A 19,853-nucleotide genomic window follows, 5' to 3' on the forward strand; every position below is an offset into this window, starting at 1 on the left:
CGTGGCCGACCTGCTGGCGCGGGTGAACGCGGGCATTGCCAGCGGGAACGAGAATCAACAATAATGCGACTTATTCTTATTTGACTCCTGGGTCCATCCCCGTGGCCACCTCTCCTGATCTCAATGCTTCCCTGGCGACGCTCTATCACGAGAACCATCGCTGGTTGCGCGCCTGGCTCTATCGCCAGTTGCGCTGCCCGCAGGATGCCGCCGACCTGACCCAGGACACCTTCATGCGCGCCCTGACCTCGCGTCAGCTGGGGCAGCTGGACGAGCCGAAGGCGTTCCTCAATACCCTGGCCCGGCGCCTGCTGTGCAGCTTCTGGCGCCGCCGCAAGGTGGAGCAGGTCTATCTGCAGGCGCTGACTGAACTGCCCGAGCAGTTCGCGCCTTCCGAAGAAGACATCGCCCTGGTCAGCGAGGCCATCGACGCCATCGACCGGCTGCTCGACGGCCTGCCGCAACGGGTGCGCCGCGCCTTCCTGCTCAACCGCCTCGATGGCATGCCACAGCAGGCCATCGCCGATCACCTGGGCGTCTCCCTGGCCACCGTCGAGCGCGACCTGCGCCGTGCCTTCGTGCACTGCCTGAGCGCGAACCCGGAGCTGCCATGAGCCACGCCGAACTCGACCTGCACACCCGCACCGCCATCGACTGGATGCTGCGCCTGGACCCGGGCCGGGTGACCAACCACGACCGCCAGGACTTCAAGCGTTGGCTGGCCGACGACCCGGCCCACCTGGTGGCCTGGCAACGGGTCAGCGGATTGCTGCAACAACCCCTGGCCGACCTGCAGGGCGCCGAAGGGCGTAGCCCTGGGCAACTGCGTGCCGCCAGCCGGGCGCTCTCCGCACCCGACTCGCCACAGCGGCGCAAGCTGCTGCGCGGCGGCCTGGCCCTGCTGGTGCTGGGTGCCGGCAGCGGTGCGCTGGTCAACCGTGTGACCCCCTTGGCGGGCCTCACTGCCGATGTGCACACCGCGACCGGCGAGCGCCGTACCCTGCAGTTGGAGGACGGCAGCCGGCTGGTGCTCAACGCCCGCAGTTCGGTGGATATCCGCTTCGACGGTGCGCGCCGCCTGGTACGCCTGCGCGAGGGTGAGCTGCTGGCCAGCGTCGCCGTCGATGCCAATCGGCCGTTCATCATCGCCACCGCCCAGGGCGAAGTCCGTGCGCTGGGCACGCGCTTCCTGGTACGCCAGGAGGAATCGCGCAGCCTGGTTTGTGTGCAGGAACACCGCGTGCGCATCGACTGCCATGGCGGGCAGCACGGCGAGCTGAGCGAAGGCCAGGCGGCCTGGTTCGGCGCCTCCGGCATCCAGCCGGCCCCTGCCAGCCTGCTGACCCGCGCGGCCTGGGTGGATGGGCGCGTGGAGGTCAATGACGAGCCCCTGGGCCATCTGGTCGAGGCCCTGCGCCCCTACCATCGCGGCCTGCTGCGCATCAGCCCGGAAGCGGCGCAGGTGCGGGTGTTCGGTGTGTTCCCCCTGGACGACAGCGGCGCCGCCCTGCAATCCCTGGCCGAAACCATGCCGGTGCGCGTGCGCCGCTACGGCCCCTGGCTGACCTTGGTCGATCGCGCCTGATCGCCCATGGAGTGGCTCCGTACGTAGGGTGGATGACGCTTTTTTCACCCACCAAAGGGCGCCAAAGACGGGCTCGAAAGCGCGGCCATCGAACAAATGCAAAAAATCGCAAAAACGATGAGGGGTTTATGCGCCTCGTTGGACATGGATAGGGCAAACCCGACACACAGAACAAGGAGCCCTTCATGTCGTCCCCCCTTCTGCGCCCTGGCCTGCTGGCCCTGGCAATCGCTCTCGCCAGCGCCGGCCAGCCGCTCGTGGCCCTGGCCGAGTCCAGCACCAGCCAGGCTGCCGTGCGCAGCTATGACATCCCCGCCGGCCCGCTGGGCGAAACCCTGGCGCGCATCTCCCGCGAGAGCGGCCGCACCCTCTCCGCCGACCCGGCGCTGGTCCAGGGCAAGCGGGCACCGGCGGTGCGCGGCCAGTTATCGGCCGAGCAGGCGATGCAGCAGGCGTTGGCAGGCAGCGGGCTGGCACTGATCGTCACGGGCGGCGGCACGCTGTCGCTGGTGCCCATGGCAAAGGGTGAGGGGCTGGAGCTGGGCGCAACGACCATCACCAGCTCGCTGCTGGGCGATACCACCGAGGGCACCGGTTCCTACACCACGGGTTCGACCCGCACCGCCACCAAGTTGCCGCTGTCCATCCGCGAGACGCCGCAATCGATCAGTGTGATCACCAGCCAGCGCATCCGCGATCAGGAAATGGTCAGCCTGGAAGACGTGCTGACCCAGGCTCCCGGTGTGCTCTACAAGAAGAAGAGCAACTCCTCGGACGAGGAAGTGGGCATCTTTTCCCGTGGCATGAAGATCGAGAACTTCCAGGTCGACGGCATCCCCACCGTTTTTGAACCCTCCATGAGCAGCCAGTCCAATGACATGGCGGTGTACGACCGGGTCGAGATCGTGCGCGGCGCCACCGGCCTGCTCAGTGGCATCGGCCAGCCTTCCGCCACCATCAACATGGTGCGCAAGCGCCCGACCCGCGAGTTCGCCGCGTCGGTCCAGGGCAGCGCCGGCTCCTGGGACAACTACCGCACCGAGGTGGATGTCTCCGGCCCGATGAACGAGCAAGGCACCCTGCGCGGCCGCCTGGTGGGCGCCTACCAGACCGCCAACTCCTTCACCGACCGCCTCAGCACCGAGCGCCAAGTGGCCTATGGCGTGATCGAGGCGGACCTGAGCGAGCGCGACACCGTCAGCTTCGGCATCGACTACCAGGTGCGCAACTGCGACGCCTGCGGCTATTTCGGCTTCCCGGCCTTCTACAGCAATGGCCAGCGCACCGACTTCAAGCGCTCCTTCAACTCGGCTGCCGACTGGAGCTACGCGGATCGCCAGCGCACCTCGATCTTCGGCACCTACGAGCACCGCTTCGATAACGAGTGGATGGCCAAGGTCGCCATCACCAACGTGCGTGACGACAACGACGTCGAGTACGGTTGGTTCAGCAGCAACGGCTACCCCAACCAGCAGACCGGTGCGGGCACCAGCCTGTATTTCGCCAAGTGGCCGAGCAAGCCCGAGCAGAACTCGGTGGATGCCTATGCCTCCGGCCCCTTCAACCTGTTCGGCCGCGAGCACGAGCTGGTGGTGGGCGCCAGCGCCATGCGCTACCGCAGCAACACCGGTGCCTACCCGTTGTGGGTGGACCGCAGCGGCAGCGGCTGGGATCCGAGCCTTCCCAACGTCTTCGAATGGCGCGGCGACATCTCCAAGCCGCCGTTCAACCGCATCGGCGACCTGGAGTACAGCCAGCGCCAGTACGCGGCCTATAGCACGGCCCGCTTCAAGCTCACCGATGACCTGTCGCTGATCCTCGGCAGCCGCCTGAGCTACTTCAAGGTCGACCAGACGTCCGCGTATTACGGCTACGACCCGACCTCCCTGAAGAAGCGCGAGAACGGCGAGCTCACGCCATACGCCGGTATCGTCTACGACCTGGACGACAACCACTCGGTCTATGCCAGCTACACCAGCATCTACAAACCGCAGTCGAGCAGGACCGTCGAAGGGAAGTTCATGGACCCCACCGAAGGCGACAGCTACGAAGTGGGGGCGAAGGGCGAGTACTACGACGGCCGGCTCAACCTCACCGCTGCGCTGTTCGAGTCCAAGCTGAGCAACTACGCGGTCGGCACCGGGCTGTACGACGCCTTCGACAACGAGATGGTGGCGCCCGCGAAGATCAAGATCAAAGGCCTGGAGCTCGAAGTCGCCGGTGAACTCATGCCGGGCTGGCAAGTTCAGGCGGCCTACAGCCACGTAAACACCTACTACCCGCAAGGCGTCGATGTGAACGTCGGTTTCCCGCGGAACAACGTCAAGCTCTTCACCACCTACGACCTGACGGGGGACCTGAACCGTCTCACCCTCGGCGGTGGCGTGCGTTGGGAAAGCGCAACCAGCTACGGCAATACCCAGGTCATTCCCGGCACCACCCTGCAAGCCAAGCAGGGCAGCTACGCCCTGGTGGACCTGCTGGCGCGCTACCGCTTCGACGAGCATTTCACCGGCACGCTCAACGTCAACAACCTGTTCGACAAGGAGTACTACGCCAGCACCAGCGTCTACAGCGACCTCTACGGCGAACCGCGCAGCCTGACCGCTTCGTTGCGCTGGGAGTATTGATCGCAGCCGACCGGGTCCCGGGCTGAAGCCCGGGCTACGGCGTGACGCTGTGTGTAGGGGGAGGTCGCTCCTTACCTTCACCAGCGGTGTCGCCTGTGAGTACGCATGGTGGACGGGTGAAGCGTCATCCACGGCTGGCGCGCGCGGAGTTGGTCGGTGTGTAGGGTGGATGACGCTCTTTTCATCCACCATCGGTGTTGCCTACGAGCACGAAATGGTGGACGGGTGAAGCGTCGTTCACCCTACTGCTGGCGCGCGCGGAGTTGGTCGGTGGGTAGGGTGGATGACGCTTCTTTCATCCACCAGCGGTGCTGCCGGCGCGCACCGGTAGGGTGGGCCGGGCGGCGCTCCGCTTCAGCCCACCGATTGCCGATGGCGCGCCCTCAGAGCCCTTTGATCTGCTTGTAGTCCAACTCGGCGGTGTGGCCGGCGCCGAGGTCGAGCAGCACGTAGAACTCGCCGTCCGGGCGGGGGAAGGTGAAGCGCGAGTCCGCGCCGAGCTTGCCGGCGACCAGTACCTTTTCGTCGTAGCCGATCACGTCCAGGGTCACGTCCGGGGCGGCGCTGCCGTTGGAGAGGCCGCCGGTGCAGCGAATCTGCCCTTCGGCGATGGCTTCGCACTCGACGAAGGCGTTGTGGGCGAAGGCGGCGGGGGCGGCGAGCAGCAGGGCGCTCGCCAGCAGGGTGGGGTAAAGGGGCTTCACAGCTTGTCTCCATTGCGGGCCAGCCATTCGATCATCGACGGCGAGACTTCCTTCAGGGGGATGGACGCCTGGTGCACGCTGCCGTCCCAGCCTTCCACGGTCAGCCACAGGGCGTCGTCGGCGGTGGTGCCCGGCGGGATGCGCACTTCGGCGAACAGCCGGTAGGGGCTGCCGGACAGCAGCGAGCCGGCGGCGCGCAGGCTGCGTGGCTTGCCGATGCGCAGGTAGGCGGCCTTCACCTGGCCGATGCACTCGGCGCAGAAGGCCAGGGTGATCTCCTTCATGTAGCCGGCCTTGCCGTCCCGTTGCGGCTCGTGCAGCTCCCATTCGGCGATGCGTGCGCTCCAGGGGCCGACCGGGTATTCGCCGATCACCCGCTCGCCCAGGCCCTGCAGGCCGCGGTCGAGGCTGACGTCATGGAAGTAGGCGGGCATGAAGCCCAGCGGGATCAGCACCAGCAGCGCGCTGAGGTGGAAGCGCCACTTGAGCCACAGGCGTTTGAGGCGGGACTCGGGAATCAGGGCTGCGTTGCTCATTCGGTCGCCTCCACGGCGGTGGCGGCGGGTGTCGGGCGGGGCTTGCGCTTGAGCGCCTTGGCGGTGGCGATCACCGTGCGCTTGCTCCAGATGAGCAGGCCGCTGAGCACCATCATGCTCAGCAGCAGGCCGAAGAAGAACCAGATCATCTTCACCCAGATGCCGCCGAAGTCGCCGGTGTGCAGCGGGCGCATGGACTCGGTGACGAACTCCAGGGGCGTGCGGTCGGAGAGCAGGCGCGAGCCCACGAGCTCGCCCGTGTAGGGGTTGAGCTCGGCGGTCTGGAACATCAGCGGGTACCAGCCACGGCCGCCCACTTCCATCGGCGTGTAGGCGTCGGGGGCGAACATCACGAAGCTCACGTCGAAGCCGGGAATGGTCTCGGTGGCCGTGGCGACCGCCTGGTCCATGGTCACGCGCGGCACCGGCTGGCCGGGTTGCACCAGGGGGATCTGGTCACGCGGGATCAGGGTCGGCAGGCCCTCGCTGGAGATGGAGATGTGCGCGTCGGCGAGGATGGCGCGGATCAGGAACCAGATGCCGGTGATGGAAATCACCGCGATGAACCAGATCGACCAGATGCCCGAGAGGCGGTGGAAGTCGCCCCAGAAGATGCGCGCGCCCTGGCGGATGCGCAGGGTCGGCCGCAGGAAGCCGCGCCAGAAGCGCTTGTACACCACCAGCCCGGTGATCAGGGAGGCCAGCATCGGCAGGCCCAGCAGCGACACCAGGTACCAGCCCCAGCTGTAGCCGTTGGTGAAGGGCACCAGCCACCAGCCGTGCAGGGCACGGGTGAACTGACGGAAGTCGAACAGCGGGCTGCTGCCCTGGATCTGTCCGGTGTAGGGGTTCACGTACAGGGTCGCGGAGCGCGTGTCGGGGTAGGTCACCGATGCGGTCAGGGCGAAGTGGCTTTCCTCGGGCTTGGCCAGCCACTCCACATCGGCGGCGGGGTCCTGCTTCTCGATGGCGGCGAGTATCTGGTCGAAGCTCATCAGCTCGGCGTCATCCGAGGGCGCGGTGGCGCGCACGTCGGGGTTGGCGAGCCAGATGATCTCCTCGCTGAGCACTGCCAGGGTGCCGGTGATGCACACCAGGAACACGAAGAACCAGATGGGCAATGCCAGCCAGCTGTGGACCAGGAACCAGATTTTCGAACGGGACTTCTTCGACATGGGCAACGATCTTGGTAGCGGAATCAGGGCCACCGGCCTCGGCCGGTCACGGGTTCGGTTACGCCCGACCAATGGAAAAGCACCCGCCGGCCCCAGTGAGCTGGCGGGTGAAAACCAAAGGAACGACATCTCGAAGTCGAGGGGGCGTTACATTCAGGACGGACGAGAGGGGCAAAACCCGCAACTGCAGATGCAAGAAAATGTTTCCGTCCGACTGGCGGTGGGTTAGACGGCCGAACTCTCGCTTGCTTCCAACTGCTCCAGCAACCACGCGCTGAAGCTGCGCGTCAGCGGGCTGAGCTCGCTGTCGCGGTGGATCAGCCAGGCCCACTTGGGGCCACGGATGGTCTGTTCCACCAGCGGTTGCAGGCGATTCTCGGCGCGGGCCTTCTGCGCCAGCAACTGGCTGACCAGGGCGATGCCGAGGCCGTCGCAGGCGGCGTCCAGCAGCAGGCCGGGGTCGGAGAAGTTGAGGCCGCTGCTCTGCTGGCCGACATCGATACCGGCCTCCAGCGCCCAGTGGCTCCAGTCCATTTCCCGTTCGCCGTGCAGGGTGGTGCGCTGCGCCGGCGGCGTGGCCAGCAGGGACGGGTGGCAGGCGGGGTAGAGGCGGTCGGCGTGGAGCACGCGGAAGCTGCATTCGGCCTGGGCGGTGATGTCGTCGCGCACGGCGATGTCGATGGTCTGGGTGGCCATCTCCGGCGGCTCGTCGGTGGTGAACAGCCACAGGTCCACTTCCGGGTGCTGCTGGCGGAAGCCGCCCAGGCGCGGCACCAGCCAGTGGCGGGCGAAGGCCGGGCTGGTGTTGACCACCAGTTGGTTGGGCTTGCGGTACTGCTCCAGCCGGCGGATGCCCACGGCCAGTTGCTGCAGCAGTGCCTGGGTGGTGCCGAGCAGGTCGTGCCCGGCATCGGTGAGGGCGACGCTGCGGCCGTTGCGGTGGAACAGCGGCTGTTCGAGGAAGCCTTCGAGGCTGCGGATCTGCTGGCTGATGGCCGATTGGGTGAGGTGCAGCTCCTCGGCGGCCTTGTGGAAGCTGCCGAGGCGGGCGGCGGCTTCGAAGCCGCGCAGGGCGTTCAGCGGGGGCCAGTGCTTGAGCATCTCTGATAAGCCTGTCTGATCATAAATGTGGAAAATCTATCGTTTGTTGCGCCGAATTCACAGGCCTAGCATGGCATCCATTACCGCAATCGCGGTTTTCAGTGATAACTAAAACTTAACTGAAGGCAATCGTCATGCAGCAGCAACACGCGCAGCAGAGCGGCTGGGTCATGCCCGCCGAATGGTCCCATCACGCCGCCACCTGGATGGTCTGGCCGCACAACCAGCCGCTGTGGGAAGCCGGCTGGGGCGTGACCCTGGCTGCGGTGCAGGAGGACTTCGCCCGCGTCGCCAACGCCATCGCCCGCTTCGAGCCGGTGAAGATGGTGGTGGACCCGAGCGCCGTGGAGTGTGCCCGCGCCCTCTGCGGCCCGGGCATCGAGCTGCTGCCCCTGGCGGTAAACGACAGCTGGTGCCGTGACTCCGGCCCCAGCTTCATTTGCCACCCGCAACTGGGCGTGGCCGGCGTCAGCTGGCGCTTCAATGCCTGGGGCGGAAAATCGGCCCATGACCTCGACGAGGGCCTGGCCCGTCGCGTGCTCAACGGCCTGGGGCTGGACTGCTTCGGCACCGCGCTGAGCAACGAGGGCGGCGCCATCCATGTCGACGGCGACGGCACCCTGATCACCACCGAGTCGGTGCTGCTCAACGCCAACCGCAACGCGGGCATCAGCAAGGCCGAGGTTGAGGCGATTTTCGCCCGCCTGCTGGGGGTGAAGAAGACCATCTGGCTGCCGGGCGACCCGGACCACGTCACCGGCGACATGACCGACGGCCACGTCGACGGCGTCTGCGCCTTCGCCCGCCCCGGTGCGCTGCTGGTGGATGCCACCCGTGATGTCTCCTCGGTCTACGCCCAGGTGGCGCGGGAGAACCGCCGTGCCCTGGAACTGGCCACCGACGCCCGTGGCCGCCATTTCGAGATGCTCGAACTGTTCGAGGCCAGCGACGCGGTGGACACCGAGGCCGAGGTGTTCTGCGCCTCCTACACCAACTTCTACATCGCCAACGGCGCCATCATCATGCCGGCCTATGGCATCGACGCCGACGACGAGGCCGCCGCCACCCTGCGCCTGGCCTTCCCCGGCCGCGAAGTGGTGCCGGTGCGCATCAACCAGCTGGCCCACGGCGGCGGCGGGGTGCATTGCATCACCCAGCAGCAGCCGTCCTGGCCGCTGAAGGGGATGTGAGATGGCCAAGCTGACCGTCGCCACCACCCAGATGGCCTGCAGCTGGAACCTCGCGCGCAACCTCGACCAGGCCGAGCGCCTGGTCCGTGAGGCGGCCGCCCGGGGTGCCCAGGTGATCCTGCTGCAGGAGCTGTTCGCCACCCCCTATTTCTGCATCGAGCAGAACCACCGCCACCTGGCGCTGGCCGAGGAATACGCCCAGAGCCAGGTGCTGGCGCGCTTCGCCGACCTCGCCGGGGAGCTGGGCGTGGTGTTGCCGCTGAGCTGGTTCGAGCGCGCCGGCAACGCCTTCTTCAACTCCCTGGCCATGGCCGACGCCGATGGCCGCCTGCTGGGCGTGTACCGCAAGACCCACATCCCCAACGCCATCGGCTACCAGGAGAAGGAGTACTTCAGCCCGGGCGACACCGGCTTCCGCGTCTGGGACACCGCCCACGGCCGCCTCGGCGTGGGTATATGCTGGGATCAGTGGTTCCCCGAGACCGCGCGCTGCCTGGCCTTGCAGGGTGCCGAGGTGCTGTTGTTCCCCACTGCCATCGGCTCCGAGCCCGGCGCCCAGGGCCTGGATTCCCGCGACCACTGGCAGATGACCATGCGTGGCCACGCCGCCGCCAACATCCTCCCGGTGGTGGCGGCCAACCGTGTCGGTCGCGAGGTGGCGACCACCGACCCGGAGCTGCAGATGAGCTTCTACGGCTCCTCCTTCATCTGCGACCACAAGGGCAAGTTGCTGGCCGAGGCCGATCGCGAGGGCACCACGGTGCTGCTGCAGGAGCTGGACCTCGACGCCATGGCCGAGGAACGCCTGGCCTGGGGCATCTACCGCGACCGCCGCCCGGAGATGTACGGCCCGATGCTCGGCCTCGATGGCCAGCGCACCCACGTCACCTGGCAGAACACCCGAGGAGCCTGAGCATGCGTGCCTTCCGATCGCTGTTGGTCACCGCCGCCGCCCTGGCCTGCCTGGCCGGCAACGCCCAGGCGGAGGAGAAGATCCTGCGCCTGTACAACTGGGCGGATTACTTCGCCGAGGACACCCTCAGCCGCTTCACCGCCGAGACCGGCATCCAGGTCGTCTATGACGTGATGGATGGCAGCGAAACCCTGGAAGCCAAGCTGATGGCCGGCAACAGCGGCTACGACCTGGTCTTCCCCGGCGACACCGTGGCCGAGCGGCTGATGCGTGCCGGCGCCCTGCAGAAGCTCGACGAGAGCAAGCTCACCGGCCTGGACGACATCGAGCCCGGCCTCAAGCGCCTGCAGACCCGCTACCCCTACTCGCGCCACGCCGTGGTGCCCTACACCTGGGGCACCATCGGCATCACCTACAACGCCGCGATGATCGCCCAGCGCCAGGCCGACGCGCCGGTGAACAGCCTCGACCTGCTGTTCAAGCCGGAGCTGGCCGCGCGCTTCGCCGACTGCGGCATCTCGGTGATCGACTCGCCCGACGAGGTGCTCGCGGTGGTGCTCAACTACCTGGGCCGCGACCCGCGCAGCGCCAAGGCCGAGGACCTGGCGGCGGCCACCGCGCTGCTGAGCGCGATCAAGCCCTACATCCGCAAGTTCCAGTCGCAGCCGGTCACCGACCTGGTCAACGGCAACCTCTGCCTGTCCCTGGGCTACAGCGGCGACGTCACCCAGTCCCAGCGCGCGGCGGCGGCAGCGGGCAAGCCGGTGGACTTCCAGTACCGCATCCCCCGCGAGGGCACCACGGTGTGGATGGACACCATGGCCATCCCCGTCGATGCGCGGAACCCGGAATACGCCTATGCCTTCATCAACTTCGTGATGCGCCCGGAAAACATGGCCGCCATCAGCAACTTCACCGGCTACCCCACCTCCAGCGCCAAGGCGCGGCCGATGGTGGACGCCGACATGCGCGGCAACCCGGACATCTACGTCGACGATGCCGCCTATGCACGGCTGATTCCCGGCCGCGACATCCCCCAGCGCGACATGCGAGCCCGCATGCGTGCCTGGACCAAGTTCAAGACCTCCACCCACTGAAATGACCGCCGGCGCCCCGCGCCCTGGAGAACTGCCATGCCTTCGCGTCGTGACTTCATCAAGCACCTTACCGCCGTCGCCGGCCTCGGCGCGGTCGCCAGCCTCGGGCTCGGCATCTCGCCCGCCCGGGCCCAGGCCGCCCTGCGCGGTGGCGCCTGGCGCATGCCGGACGAGAACGGCGTGCACGCCTGCAGCTACGTCAGCTTCGGCGCCCAGGCGGCGATCTGGGAGGACTTCACCGCCGACGTGCAGGAATGCATCGGCCTGATCGCCCGCACCATCGCCACCTACGAGCCGGTGGTGGTGCTGCACCGACCCGGCCAGGCGAGCCTGGCCAAGCAGAAGTGCGGCACGCGCAACACCCGCTTCGTCGAGATGCCCCTGGACGACGTATGGATGCGCGACATCGGCGGCACCTTCGTGGTGGACGGGCAGGGCGGCCTCGGCCTGGTGGATTTCAACTTCAACGGCTGGGGCAACAAGCAGCAGCACAGCAAGGATGGCGAGGTGGCCGGGGAGGTCAGCTACGACGCCGACGCCAGCTACATCGCCAGCCAGCTCACCGGCGAAGGTGGCGGTATCGAAGTGGACGGCGCCGGCACCGGCATCATGACCGAGAGTTGCTGGGTCAACAGCAACCGCAACCCCGGCATGAGCAAGGCCCAGGTGGAAGCCGAGCTGATGAGCAACCTCGGCCTGCGCAAGATCATCTGGCTGCCCGGCATCAAGGGCAAGGACATCACCGATGCCCACGTCGACTTCTACGCGCGCTTCGTCAAGCCCGGGGTGGTGGTCGCCAACCTCGACAACGACCCGCAGTCGTACGACTACGCGGTGACCCGCAAGCACCTTGAAATCCTCAACAAGACCACCGACGCCGACGGCCGCAAGCTGCAGGTGCACACCCTGCCGCCGCCCCGCACCCTGCGCAACAACCGCTTCACCCGCAACAACCCGGACTTCGCCCCCGGCTACATCAACTACTTCCCGGTCAACGGCGCGGTGATCGCCCCGCAGTTCGGCGACGCCAGCGCCGACGCCTTCTGCCGCGACCTGCTCACCCGGCTCTACCCCGGGCGCAAGGTGGTGCAGATCAACATCGACGCGGTTGCCGCCGGCGGTGGCGGCATCCACTGCGTCACCTGCCACCAGCCGAAGGTGTAGACGGGCGGTCCCGGTCTTGATGGGCTCCCGGTTTGTAGGGTGGATGACGCTCTTCTCATCCACCAGCGGTGCTACTTGTGGCACCGGGCAGGGGCAGCCCTGCGGGCTGCTTGGCGACTGAAGTCGCTCCTACGGGGCGGATGCAAGGCCGGTGATGGGTTTCGCTGCGCTCTACGCCATCCTACGGTTCGTGTGCGGGGCCTGTTGGGGCGAATGCATGCGCCCGCTTTTCCACCCGGTTCGCGTCACACCCGCTCCATTTGTTTACGTGCGAAAAGTTGACACATGGACATGTAAACAAACACGACATAGCGTGACGCCCCAGATGCTGAATCAACTTCTGGGGAGCCCGGACATGTTGTCGATCGAACTGATTGTGGAAAACCTCGCCAGCAGCGCCCTGGTGCTGGGCTGCATGCTGGGCCTCGCCTGGTTGGCCTACGGCCCGGCGGAGCGAGGCTTGCGCGGCTGAGGCGTGCGTCAGGCCAGGTCGGAAGGCGAGCGGCGGACGAACTTGATCTTGTGGGTGAAGGTCGGCTTGCGCGTCACGCTGATGGCCCGGCGGGTCACCGCGTCGAGGGTGATGTTCCAGTAGCCGGTGCTGGGCACGGTGATGCGTGCCGGGAACTTGTCGAAGGCCCCACCGTGGTAGGTGTGGCGGCCACCGTTCTTGAAGCTGCGAAAGTTCGCATCGTTCATCAGGCGGATGTTGCAGACCTGCGAACACTCGATGACCACGATGTCGCCTTCGTTGAGGTGTTCGCGCTGGTGGATGAACTTCATGTACCGCTCCGGAGCTGGTAAAGCGAAAGGCGCAACGATATCACGGCGGGGCCCTCCCGCTCTCGGCCTGCCGTCGTTTCGCTGCTGCGCGCCGGGTAGCCGGGCTCGAACAGCCACAACCTGTACTCCCTGTGCACGCTTTCCAGGCGCAGCGCCACGCGCCGCTGCACCTGCGCCACCAGACGTTCCTCCAGCCAGCACCAGGCCTGGCGATAGTCGCCCAGGGTCATCTGCGCCCCCGCTTCCACCAACAGCACCACCGGGCGGTGCCCGTACCAACGCAGCGCCCCCTCCAGCCCCGCCAGCGCCTGTTCCAGGTGCGCGCCACGGCTCATGCGCAGGGCATGCTGGGCAACATCGAAACAGCCGCAGTAGTGGTGGCGGGCGATCACGCCGCCGCCCAGGTGGGCAGCAGCGCAGTCGCTGTTGTAGCAGTGGTAGAGGTAGTCGCCGGGCACGGGCTCAGCGCTGCCGGGTGGGTGCGTTGATGCATTTGTAGCCCGGGTACTGGGCCTCGGCGGTGATGCGCGCCATGTCCGAACTCACCGCCTGGACGATGAGGCTGAAGTTGGCGCGCGGGCCGGCGCCCGGCTGGACGCGTTGCAGGAAGGCGGAATAGCGGTGCATGGAAGCGATCTCCTCGGTGATGAGGAGCCCAGCCTAGAGGGACCGCACGACAGCCTGTGTCGTCAGGGGGCGGCGTAGAAGCCGGCCATTTCCTGTACGCACTGGGTGATGGCCTGGCGCAGCGCGGGTGGTTCCAAAACCTCCACGGTGGCGCCGTGGGCCAGGATCCACCACTGCAATTCGCGGGTGTGGGCGATCTCGCATTCCAGCAACCACCAGCCATCGCCCAGGGGCGACAGGTGCTGGGGTTCGGCCAAGGGCGTCTCGGTGCTGTCCAGACGCTCCCGCAGCGCGGCGTTGATGCGCAGTTTGAGTTGGATCGGTTCGGCGGCGAGCAGGGTTTCCTGGCGCGCATGGGTTTGCAGGTCGAACCCCGGGGGCGACTGGATGCTGCGCGACCGTTTCGGGGTGACGCTGCGGAAGCGTTGCAGGGGCAGGGCGCGGACCTGCGACTCGCCGACCTTGGTACAGATCAGGTAGATGCTCGAATCCCGATAGGACAGGCCCAGCGGGTTGAGCGCCATGCGTTGTTCCGCGGCGCTGCGCCGCGAGTAGTAGAGCGCCTCCAACTGATAGCCCTCCAGCAGCGCCAGTTGGATGTCCCGCAGCACGGTTTCGTCGATCGGCGCCTGGCGCAGCTGCAGCTGTTGCGAGCCGCTCACCACCTTGCCCAGCCAGCGGCCCTCGTGGCGCTGGAACTTGTCGAGCACCTCCCGCGAGCGCAGGTACTGTTCGCGCAGGTCGTCCAGTGCCGCGCGGTGCAGCAGGTGGCTGGCCTGTTCGTAGAGGGTGACGATGCTCAGGGCGACCCGCGCCGACTTCAATTCGTGGCTGTCCAGCGGCTTGGCCTGCACGCTGGCGGCGGGCAGGCGCGCGCCTTTGGCCAGGCTCCAGCGCGGCTGTGCATGGTTGTTGTCGGAGACGATGAGGCCATCGGCCGCCAGCAGCTCCAGGTCGCGCTGCACGGTGCGCAGGCCGATGGCGCAATCACTTAGCAGTCGCTTGTGCAGGGTCGCCGCATCGAGGCCCGGCTTTTCGGTGGCAGCGAGCTCGGCCAGCACCCGGTTGCGGCGCTCGAGGGTGACGACGGCGTTTGGGCGTGGGGATCGGACGGGCATCGGTGGTGTTCTCGTGCGACAGGAATTGTCGTTCGGCCGTGGATACTAGCGCCATGGAGAACGTGCCGCCTAGTGGCACGGACAGTAAGACGAGGAACCGAGCATGTCGAAGCCCGCCCGCATCATCAGCCTGCTGGAACACCTGTTGCCCCCGGCCGAGCGCTTGGGGATCGAGACGCCGGACGGCCTGCTGCGCCTCTACGCCGGCATCGGCCTGGCGGCGTCGGGAGCTAACGATCTGTTGAGCGATTGCGAGGGTGTCGAGGCTGCGCGCAGCCACTACGCCCTGCTGCGGCGACAGGCGCTGGCCGAGGACGCGGACGCGCTGAACGACCTCGGCTGGCTCTGGCTCAACGGCCGCTGGTTGCCGGGTGACCCGGGCAAGGCCTATCGCCTGTTCAAGCTCGCCGTGGCCCTCGGGTCGGCGCAGGCCCTGTTCAACCTGGGCGAGCAGTACTACTACGGCAAGGGCGTGGCGGTCGGCCTGGCGCTGGCCAACGACTACTACGAGCTGGCCTGGGAGCGCGGTGTGATTCCGGCGGCACGGGCGCTGGGTGGTCTGCTGGAAGAGCGGGCGCGTGAACGATGCGCGGACCCGGCCAGGGCCGCCGAATGGTACCGGCGCGCGGCCAGCGAGGGGGATGGTGATGCGGCGCTGCTCCTGGGCAACCTGCTGCTGGACGAGGCGCTCGGCTGCCTGGACGAGATGCAGGGCACTTGGTGGTTGCAGGTCGCCGCCGCGCAAGGGTGCATGGTGGCGGCCGAGCGGCTGGCGCATTTCTTCGCTGGCGGATTCCGGTTTCCCGATCCGCAGCGATATCTTTACCGCCTCTGGCGCGACCACGCCCTGCGCATGGGCAGCAGCCTGGCCCGCGAGATGAAAACGCTGGATGACGCAGAGAGGGTGTCGGACAGTGGGGGGCTTGATGGATTTTTCGTGCCCGGTGTCGGGTGCGGCTTTCGATGGAGCAATGGGAGGGAAGATGACGCTACATGATTCGATCGTTCTGGAGATCGTCAACGGCCGCCTGGCCATGGAGTTGCGGGCGACCGACCTGCTGGGGGACGAGCGCCGGGTCGAGGTGCTCGATGGCGAAGAGAAGGTGGAGCGCTTCCGTGTCGGCTTCGAGTTCTTCAGCGAGAGCCACATCACCACCGAGATGGCCAACCGCGCCGAGGACAGCGGTTACTGGGTCAAGCGTGGTGAAACGCCCCGCTATCGCAAGGTCGCCCGGGGGCTTTACCGCGTGCTGGCACTGGAGGAGGGCGAGGAGCTGCTGACCCAGGAGGCGTCGACGCCGGTCCAATCCGACGTCGCAGGGCGCACCGCCGAGGCGCGTTTCGCCGATTACCTGGCGCAGGTGCCGTTCCAGATTTTCGACCGACGCCGCCGTGCCTTGTACCCTGCGCAGCCGGTAGAAGGTTTTGCTGCGCGGCTTGGCAGCTACTTCTGGCCGAGCCCGAGCGTCGACTACCTCGCGACCACTAAGACCCTGAATGCCTTCATCGGCCGCGCCCGTGCCTTGAGCGTCGACCTCGCGGGCAATGCCGCGGCGGTGCTGGCGCTGTTCCAGGATATCTGCGACTGGGGCGGGGTGAAGCTGCCCACCCGGGACGCCGCCGTGGTTGTGCATAACCTCGGTGAAGCCCACAAGCACACGCCTTCCAGCTCCGCAGCGATGAACAGCGCCTGGACCAAGCTCTACGCGATCTTCTACCCGGACGACTTCGTGATCTTCGATTCCCGGGTCGCCACCGCCCTGGTTTCCATCGCCGAGGCGGTGCTGGATGACGCCGAGCTGACCGGCTTCAAACAGCAGTATCCGGCCCTGGGTACCGTGGCCGGCCGGGGCGGCTCCCGCCCGCGTGCGACCCGCAGCTACTGGAAGAACGCCTACACCTCCTGGCAGGCGCAACTGGACGCCAACCTGCTGTCGAAGCGGATTCTCTCCGCGCTCAACGGTGAGGATGGCAAGTACACCCTGCGTGAACTGGAAGCCGTGCTGTTCATGGAAGGCTACTGACGGCTCGCGGAGGGCCGCCCTGTTGCGACCCTCCGCACCTCGCCCCACCGATGCTGGATCAGGCGTTCAACAGCACCAGGGCCGCCAGTGGGTAGTGCCTGTCGTCATGGCTGCGCAGGTTCGGAACGGTGGCCGGCGCCACCCAGGCCAGGGCACCGAAGTGCTTGCCCTGCAACCAGTCGATGAAGGCCAGTTGTTCTTCTGCCGACGCCTGCGCGCCCTGGCGATAGGGGATTGCGAAAACCGCACCGACCTTGTGGCCCTCGATATCCGCCGAGCGCGCATCGGCCGTGGCCCGTGCGCAACGGTCCGCCAGCACTGTGCCCGCAGCGGCCAGGTCGGTGATCTCCAGGTAGACCACCTTGGCTTCGATGCAGAAGCCGTGCTCGTGGTTGGCGATGTAGAGGTCGTTGCGCCCCGCGCCGTACTCGGCTTCGTCACCGATCCTGCCCACCTGGTATTCCTCCAGGGCGGTCCAGCCCGCGCGCCAGGCCGCACCGCACAGCACGCTGACGTTGGATTGCTCGTTGTACCAGTAGGGCAGGTCCTCGCCGCCCCAGACCCCGACGTACTGTTTTACGCATTCGACCCAGGTGCGGAGCACCGGCTCCAGGGGCTGCAGCGGCGGGCTTTCGATGATCACGCTCATGACAATTCCCTTTGTGTTGGGTGAGTGTGGATGCGGTGCCGGGCTATGACGGGGCATCACTGCTGGCGGCGTTACTTTACCGGTAACCGGACTAACGGATAATGTCGCAATGATGGCTCTCCAGGCAGTCTGACGCTCCTTTGCATTCGTGAGCGACGTCAGTGGGCGCTCTATCTCCGGGCTTTACGGGGTGGCGAGTGCCTGGCGGGCGTTTTCGATGCCCACGGGAAGCGTGGGCTTCAAGGACCTGAAGGAGACGTTGTATGTCGTTGGTCGAGTTTTACCGGCAGAAGAATTTCAGCAGCTGCAGCCGCATCCACCTGGCCCCGGGAATTCCCCCCAAGCTGCTGAGCAACGCCATGGAGGCGTTCAAGTTCAAGGGGGATGCGCGTGAGATCGTGGCCCTGATCGACAACACCATGTTCGGCAGCGGCAAGGATGGCTGCCTGATCTGCAGCGACCGCATTCTCTTCCGCGAGCCCTTCGCGGAGCCCACCGAATACCTGTTCATCGAGATCAGGCAGATCCAGTCCCATGACCAGCGCGCCTTCATCAATGGCCGCGACGTGATGAAATTCAACATGCCCGACAAGCGTGACCTGAGCGCTTGCTTCGAGGTGCTGGCCGAGTGGCTGGGCGGGCAGGCCGATGCGCCTGGCAAGCCGGTTGCCGCGCCGGTGGAGGCCGCGCCGAAGGCCACCGGGGAATTACCGGCCGAGCAGTTGGCGGTGCTGATCGGCTACGTGCGCGAGTGCGCCTTGCGCATCGAGTCCGACAAGGTCTTCGTGGCGCCGAACATTCCGCCGAAGAAGCTGCAGGCGGCCCTGGCGTCCTATGGCAACAGCATGACGGCGGACGAGGTGATCGTGCTGGTCGACGACACCCTGTTCGGCGGCGCCAAGGAGGGGATGCTGATCGGCGACACGCGGATCGCCATGAAGATGATGATGGATTCGCCCCGCCTGTTCTTCTGGAAGTTCCTCACCGGCATCGCCATCAGCAAGCGCAAGGTCTTCGTCAACCAGCGCGAGATCGCCCAACTGACCCAGCTCGGCGAGGCCGAGCTGGGAGATTTCTTCGACACCATCAACGACTGCCTGCAGGACCTGCAGGGCCAGTTTGCCGATCAGCCCGCGCCGGTGGCCCAGGCGGTTGCGGCACCGGTGAGCGTGGCCGCGCCTGCCGTCGAGCAGCAGGCGCAGCTGTCCAGCGAGGTGGAGCAGAGCATGTCGGTGCCGGCGGTGCAGGCCCTGGCCGAGGCGCAGCCGGAAGTCGTGGCGGGGGACGCCAAGGGCAAGGATTCCAAGGCCAGCGAGAAGCTGTTCGGCTTCATCGCCAACGCCATCGAGCAGAACAAGTCGAAGATCATCCCGCTGCTCAAGGAGAAGACCGGCGAAGCCTCCCTCGCGGCCCTGCGCAACGACGAGAACATCGAGAAATTCGCGGTGTACCTCTATGCCTTCCTGCCGAGCGTGGTGCGCCTGGCGCTGAGGGAGCAGGTGTTCGTGCAGTTCATGATCAGCAACCGCGACAAGATCATTGACCGCATCATCGGCCCGGAGCTGGAAGGCGAGCTGCTGGAGGCGCCGGAGCCGGCGAGCCCTGCACCGAGCAAGGGCCTGGCCAGCTTCGCCAAGCGCGCCGAGCCGGCCGTGGCGCATCGCCCGTCGCTGTTCCGCCGCAAGCTGGAGGAGGGGCAGCAATACCTTGAGCAGTTCGAGGCCCATGCCCGTGGCGCCAGCGCCCGGCAGCGCGATACCGAGGAGTTCCAGCAGGGGCTGGAGCAGTTCCACACCATCCAGTTCGGCATGGGTGTATTGACCGGTGCGATGCAGGTGCCGCGCTTCGTGGCACGCGCCCAGCAGGCACCGCTGAGCGCCAACGAGCAGGCGGCCCTGGCCAGCGATGAAACCACCCTGTTGGGGCTGGGTTACGCCATCGCCTCCATGGGCCACATGCTGCGCGAGCAGGCCGGCTTCGACGAGGACCAGATCGCCGAGCTGTTCTACCCGCTGCTCAGCGCACTGATCGTCCCTTACGCCCAGCAGAACGTGGACGGTGGTCGCAAGACCCTGCGCAGCGTGGCCAAACCCATGGAGCAGATCGCCGAATCCGAGCTGATGAAGGACTTCCAGCTCAACTGCCGGCGCATGGGCATGAACATCGCCAACGGCGACCTGGAAGACCTCGCCGGCAACTTCACCTTCGCCATCTACCGGGCCGTGGAGTCGCAGTTCCCCAGCCAGGAGGAAGCCATCGGGCTGAACCGCAAGCTGGACGACTTCGCCCGTGAAGGCTTCGACGCGTACAGGCAGCAGATGGACGAGGCGCTGGAGGCGTTGCTGATCCGCTACATGGAAAGCCAGCAGGGCTGAACCGCGGCCCGGGGCGCCGATGCCAGGCGCTCCGGGGCTTGCCGGCGTTGCCGGATCAGTTGCCATATCCCTGAACCAAGTATTTGATTTATCCGATGTTTCCCCGCGCCCCCCTTGGCTAGAGTCGGCCCCATAACGACCAGAACAAGCCGAGACACCCATGGACGACCTGCTGCCTGCCT

The 19,853-nt window shown here is 66.7% G+C and carries 17 protein-coding genes and 1 pseudogene; 10 read left to right on the forward strand and 8 right to left on the reverse strand.

Annotated features, from left to right (window positions below; translation table 11 throughout):
* The first annotated feature begins 101 nt into the window (after window positions 1–101).
* The 3 genes from PI990_RS07405 (at window position 102) to PI990_RS07415 (ending at window position 4,215) form a co-directional block, all read left to right on the forward strand.
* A complete protein-coding gene (locus PI990_RS07405; protein ID WP_271660233.1) occupies window positions 102–614 on the forward strand; it encodes a sigma-70 family RNA polymerase sigma factor in 513 nt (170 codons plus the stop codon).
* Window positions 611–1,585, forward strand: a complete 975-nt coding sequence (locus tag PI990_RS07410) for a FecR family protein (RefSeq protein ID WP_271660234.1) — start codon at window positions 611–613, stop codon at window positions 1,583–1,585. Before PI990_RS07405 ends, PI990_RS07410 begins: the two co-directional genes overlap by 4 nt.
* A 185-nt stretch (window positions 1,586–1,770) precedes the next feature.
* The gene (locus PI990_RS07415; RefSeq protein ID WP_271660235.1) at window positions 1,771–4,215 is read left to right on the forward strand and encodes a TonB-dependent siderophore receptor; all 2,445 of its coding nucleotides are present in this window, start codon (window positions 1,771–1,773) and stop codon (window positions 4,213–4,215) included.
* A gap of 383 nt (window positions 4,216–4,598) precedes the next feature.
* Here the strand turns inward: PI990_RS07415 and PI990_RS07420 are convergent, their stop codons facing one another.
* From PI990_RS07420 to PI990_RS07435, 4 genes are all read right to left on the reverse strand, one after another.
* Window positions 4,599–4,919: a hypothetical protein gene (locus PI990_RS07420; RefSeq protein WP_271660236.1), complete on the reverse strand. Its 321-nt coding sequence runs from the start codon at window positions 4,917–4,919 to the stop codon at window positions 4,599–4,601.
* Window positions 4,916–5,455 (reverse strand): thiamine pyrophosphate-binding protein, encoded by a 540-nt coding sequence (locus PI990_RS07425; RefSeq protein ID WP_271660237.1) that lies wholly within the window; start codon window positions 5,453–5,455, stop codon window positions 4,916–4,918. Before PI990_RS07425 ends, PI990_RS07420 begins: the two co-directional genes overlap by 4 nt.
* Complete coding sequence (locus tag PI990_RS07430) at window positions 5,452–6,630, reverse strand: PepSY-associated TM helix domain-containing protein (protein ID WP_184491934.1); 1,179 nt, start codon at window positions 6,628–6,630, stop codon at window positions 5,452–5,454. The genes PI990_RS07425 and PI990_RS07430 overlap by 4 nt, the downstream gene beginning before the upstream one ends.
* Before the next feature lie 225 nt (window positions 6,631–6,855).
* Window positions 6,856–7,731, reverse strand: a complete 876-nt coding sequence (locus PI990_RS07435) for a LysR substrate-binding domain-containing protein (protein WP_271660238.1) — start codon at window positions 7,729–7,731, stop codon at window positions 6,856–6,858.
* A gap of 134 nt (window positions 7,732–7,865) precedes the next feature.
* Here PI990_RS07435 and PI990_RS07440 point away from each other — a divergent pair, with 134 nt between their 5' ends.
* Genes PI990_RS07440 through PI990_RS07455 form a run of 4 tightly spaced genes read left to right on the forward strand, consistent with a single transcriptional unit; the run spans window position 7,866 to window position 12,095 of the window.
* Window positions 7,866–8,921 carry an agmatine deiminase family protein gene (locus PI990_RS07440; protein WP_271660239.1) on the forward strand — a complete coding sequence of 352 codons (1,056 nt, stop codon included), beginning with the start codon at window positions 7,866–7,868 and terminating at the stop codon, window positions 8,919–8,921.
* Window position 8,922: 1 nt separating this feature from the next.
* Window positions 8,923–9,834 (forward strand): N-carbamoylputrescine amidase, encoded by a 912-nt coding sequence (gene aguB / locus PI990_RS07445; protein ID WP_184491937.1) that lies wholly within the window; start codon window positions 8,923–8,925, stop codon window positions 9,832–9,834.
* A gap of 2 nt (window positions 9,835–9,836) precedes the next feature.
* Complete coding sequence (locus PI990_RS07450) at window positions 9,837–10,931, forward strand: extracellular solute-binding protein (RefSeq protein WP_184491938.1); 1,095 nt, start codon at window positions 9,837–9,839, stop codon at window positions 10,929–10,931.
* Window positions 10,932–10,967: 36 nt separating this feature from the next.
* On the forward strand, window positions 10,968–12,095 hold the full coding sequence (locus PI990_RS07455; RefSeq protein ID WP_271660240.1) for an agmatine deiminase family protein: 1,128 nt from the start codon (window positions 10,968–10,970) through the stop codon (window positions 12,093–12,095).
* Between the two features lie 480 nt (window positions 12,096–12,575).
* Here the strand turns inward: PI990_RS07455 and PI990_RS07460 are convergent.
* The 3 genes and pseudogenes from PI990_RS07460 to PI990_RS07475 all read right to left on the reverse strand — a co-directional run bounded on the left by PI990_RS07460 (window position 12,576) and on the right by PI990_RS07475 (window position 14,623).
* Window positions 12,576–12,922: pseudogene (locus tag PI990_RS07460) on the reverse strand (DUF1883 domain-containing protein).
* A 418-nt stretch (window positions 12,923–13,340) separates the two neighbouring features.
* Window positions 13,341–13,505 (reverse strand): hypothetical protein, encoded by a 165-nt coding sequence (locus tag PI990_RS07470; protein ID WP_184491941.1) that lies wholly within the window; start codon window positions 13,503–13,505, stop codon window positions 13,341–13,343.
* 62 nt (window positions 13,506–13,567) lie between these two features.
* Window positions 13,568–14,623: a helix-turn-helix transcriptional regulator gene (locus PI990_RS07475; RefSeq protein WP_271660242.1), complete on the reverse strand. Its 1,056-nt coding sequence runs from the start codon at window positions 14,621–14,623 to the stop codon at window positions 13,568–13,570.
* A gap of 103 nt (window positions 14,624–14,726) precedes the next feature.
* Between PI990_RS07475 and PI990_RS07480 the strand changes: the two genes are divergently transcribed.
* Window positions 14,727–15,620, forward strand: coding sequence for a tetratricopeptide repeat protein (locus PI990_RS07480; RefSeq protein ID WP_271660243.1), 894 nt, complete (start codon window positions 14,727–14,729; stop codon window positions 15,618–15,620).
* Complete coding sequence (locus tag PI990_RS07485) at window positions 15,607–16,647, forward strand: hypothetical protein (protein WP_271660244.1); 1,041 nt, start codon at window positions 15,607–15,609, stop codon at window positions 16,645–16,647. Before PI990_RS07480 ends, PI990_RS07485 begins: the two co-directional genes overlap by 14 nt.
* A 58-nt stretch (window positions 16,648–16,705) precedes the next feature.
* Here PI990_RS07485 and PI990_RS07490 read toward each other — a convergent pair whose 3' ends face one another.
* Entirely contained in the window at window positions 16,706–17,296 is a 591-nt protein-coding gene (locus PI990_RS07490) for a hypothetical protein (protein WP_271660245.1), read from the reverse strand.
* 263 nt (window positions 17,297–17,559) lie between these two features.
* On the opposite strand from PI990_RS07490, the gene PI990_RS07495 reads away from it, so the two are divergent.
* A complete protein-coding gene (locus PI990_RS07495) occupies window positions 17,560–19,671 on the forward strand; it encodes a hypothetical protein (RefSeq protein WP_271660246.1) in 2,112 nt (703 codons plus the stop codon).
* Window positions 19,672–19,853: the final 182 nt, after the last annotated feature.

The organism is Pseudomonas sp. TUM22785, assembly GCF_028198105.1.
Classification (GTDB): Bacteria; Pseudomonadota; Gammaproteobacteria; order Pseudomonadales; family Pseudomonadaceae; genus Metapseudomonas; species Metapseudomonas solani.